The sequence below is a fragment of the Steroidobacter sp. genome, from assembly GCF_036402275.1.
GTDB lineage: Bacteria > Pseudomonadota > Gammaproteobacteria > Steroidobacterales > Steroidobacteraceae > Steroidobacter.
The window spans coordinates 1-3,101 of record NZ_DASWTF010000025.1 but is presented as its reverse complement, the minus strand read 5'-3'; the positions used below and the strand labels follow the sequence as shown (position 1 = coordinate 3,101).

The following is a 3,101-nucleotide window of genomic DNA, read 5'->3' as shown; positions in this document are numbered from 1 at the left end:
CGTCTCCTCCATCGACACCGACAGATCGAACTGCGAGGTGAAGTGCGGCAGCGGCTGCGTCTGCAGCTGCAATTCGCCCAACTGCAACGTGCTCGGCGGCGTGTTCTGAAACACGAACAGGACTTGGAAGATCGGGCTGTGACTGAGACTGCGCGGCGGCTGCAGCACCTCCACCACTTGCTCGAAAGGCACCTCCTGATGGGCATAACCCGCCAGCGTCACCGCCTTCGCCTGCTGCAGCAACGTGGCGACGCTCCAGTCCTCCTCCAGCCGCAATCGCAGCGCCAGTGTGTTCACGAAGAAGCCGATGAGCTCCTCGAGCTCCACGCGCGGACGGTTCGCCACCGGGCTTCCGATCACCACATCGCGCTCACCGCTCAGCCTCGATAACAACACCGACAAGCCCGCATGCAACACCATGAAGAGCGTCACACCGTGACTGCGTGCCAGGCTCTTCAATTGCGCGCTCAGCGATGCCCCCAGTGAAAACTCGATGTTGTCGCCCGCATAGCTCTGCACCGCCGGCCGCGCCCGATCGGTCGGCAACTCCAGCAGCGCGGGCGCACCCTCCAGGTGATCTCGCCAGTAAGCCACCCGAGCTTGCAGCGCCTCGCCATCCAGCCAGCGACGTTGCCACGCTGCATAGTCCGCATACTGCAGCGGCAAGGGCGGCAGCGGATCGCTCCGCCCTTCCGCAAAGGCCGTGTACAACTCGCTCAACTCACGAATCAGCACTCCCATCGACCAGCCGTCGGACACGATGTGATGCATCGTCACGAACAGCACGTGCTCCTCGGCTCCCAATCGAAGCAACCGTCCGCGAATCAGCGGCCCGCTCCTGAGATTGAATGGCTCGTGCCTCTCTTCGTAGGCCTGCTGCGTGACACTCTCTTCACGGTCACGCTCTTCAAGAGCGCTCACATCGAGCCGCGGCAGTGATAAGTGCGCCGCCTCACGCACCACCTGAACTGGGATACCGTTACTGTCTTCGAAAACAGTGCGCAGCACTTCGTGGCGCTCGACGATCCGGTCAAGCGCCCTTCGCAGCGCCGCCTCATCCAAACTTCCCTGCAGCCGCAGCGCTCCGGGCATGTGATACGCCGCGCTCGCGCCTTCCAGCTGACTCAAGAACCACAAGCGCTGCTGCATGTGAGACAGCGGCAACGGCTCCTTCCGGTTCACTCGATCGATCGTTGCGAGAGTGATCCGATGCGTGTTTTCCCACAGCCCGGCCAATTCCCGAACGGTCGGGCATTCGAACAAATCGCGAACTTGTATGGCACGCCCGAGCACCCGCTGAATGCGGGCCACCACTTGAGTCGCCAGCAGCGAGTGGCCGCCCAGCTCGAAGAAGTTGTCGTGTCGTCCGACTTGCTGGACCCGCAGCACCTCGCACCAGATGCTCGCCAGCGCCTGTTCGATATCTCCGACCGCCGGCTCATAGGTCCGGTGGATCGGAGCTCCCACATCGGGCGGAGGCAGCGCCTTGCGATCCACCTTTCCGTTCGGCGTGAGCGGCAAAGCATCCAGGGCAACGTAAGCGACCGGCACCATGTACTCAGGCAACCTCACCGCTAAGGCGGTACGCAGTTGCTCCGACGTGGGGACACCCGCTTGCTCGAGGGCCAGCACATACGCCACGAGGCGTTTCTCCCCAGGCGCATCCTCACGCGCCAACACCACTGCGTCGCGCACCTGCGGCTGAGCGCGCAAGGCCGCCTCGATCTCTCCCAACTCGATGCGAAAGCCGCGGATCTTCACTTGGTCGTCGTTGCGACCCAGGTACTCGATGTTTCCATCTGGCAGGTAACGAGCCAAATCACCCGTTTTGTACAACCGCGAATCGTTGGGGCCGTACCGGTCGACAATGAACTTCTCTGCAGTCAACCGCGGCCGGTTCAGATAACCCCGAGCCACGCCGATGCCGCCAATGTGCAGTTCACCTGCCACGCCGAGCGGCACAGGCTCGCCACGCCGATCCAGGATGTGGACTCGAGTATTGCCAATCGGCCGGCCGATGGAACGGGCCGCTGCGGACACTCCGTCGATCACTCTGATCGTCGCATTGACGGACGCTTCGGTCGGTCCATATGCATTGATCAATCTCGGCAGGGATTCTTTGCGCTCGAACCAGCGTGCAATGAATTCGGCTTTGACTTCTTCACCCCCCACCATGATCTGGCGGATGCACGACGGAATGGGAACGTCCTCGCCGATCAATTGCGCCCAGTAAGCGGTCGGAAGATTGACCACCGAGACGGCCGCCAGGCTGCAATGTTTCCAAAAATCGGCTGCCGCGCCCACCCAGTCGGCGGATCTGAGAATCAACGTGCATCCCGAGCACAGCGCGCCGAAAATCTCTTCGACCGACATATCGAAGCCGAGCGCTGCGAACTGCAGCAGCCGGTCGTCGGAGGTCAACTCGTAGCTGCGCTGGAGAACGACCGCCAGGTTGACGAGACCTCGATGCTCGACCATCACACCCTTGGGTTGTCCGGTGGAGCCGGAGGTGTAGATCACATAGGCCAGATGCCGGGGCTGAGCGAGCGGCACGGGATTCGTGCCTGGATAAGCGCCGAGTGCCTGCTCGGCCGCATCCAGACACAGCACCACGCTCGCCTCGGACAACACTCCTATCAATGAGCGCTGCGTGAGCAACACCTTCGGCGCCGCGTCCGACAGCATGTACGCCAGGCGCTCCTTGGGATAGCTCGGATCCAGCGGCACATAGGCGCCGCCGGCCTTCAGGATCCCGAGCACGCCCACCACCATCTCCAGACTTCGCTCGACGCAAATCCCCACCAAACAATCCGGACCCACGCCTTGGGCTCGCAGATAATGCGCCAGCCGGTTCGCTCGCTCGTTCAGCTCGCGATACCGTAGCGAGGCGCCCTCGAACACCACCGCCACCTGCTCCGGCGTACGCTCGACCTGCGCCTCGAACAACTGATGCACGCACCGATCCTGGGGATACGGCGCATCGGTCACATTCATCTCATAGAGCAGACGATGCCGCTCGGCCTCGCTCAGCAGCGGCAGCTCGCCGATGCGGGCCTGCACGTCGTTCGTCATCCCGGTCAGCAGCTGTTTGAAATGATCGA

The 3,101-nt window shown here is 62.6% G+C and carries 1 protein-coding gene; it reads right to left on the bottom strand.

The features are described from left to right. A partial coding sequence (locus VGD45_RS11715) for an amino acid adenylation domain-containing protein (protein WP_331155485.1) occupies positions 1–3,101 on the bottom strand: 3,101 nt, incomplete at both ends.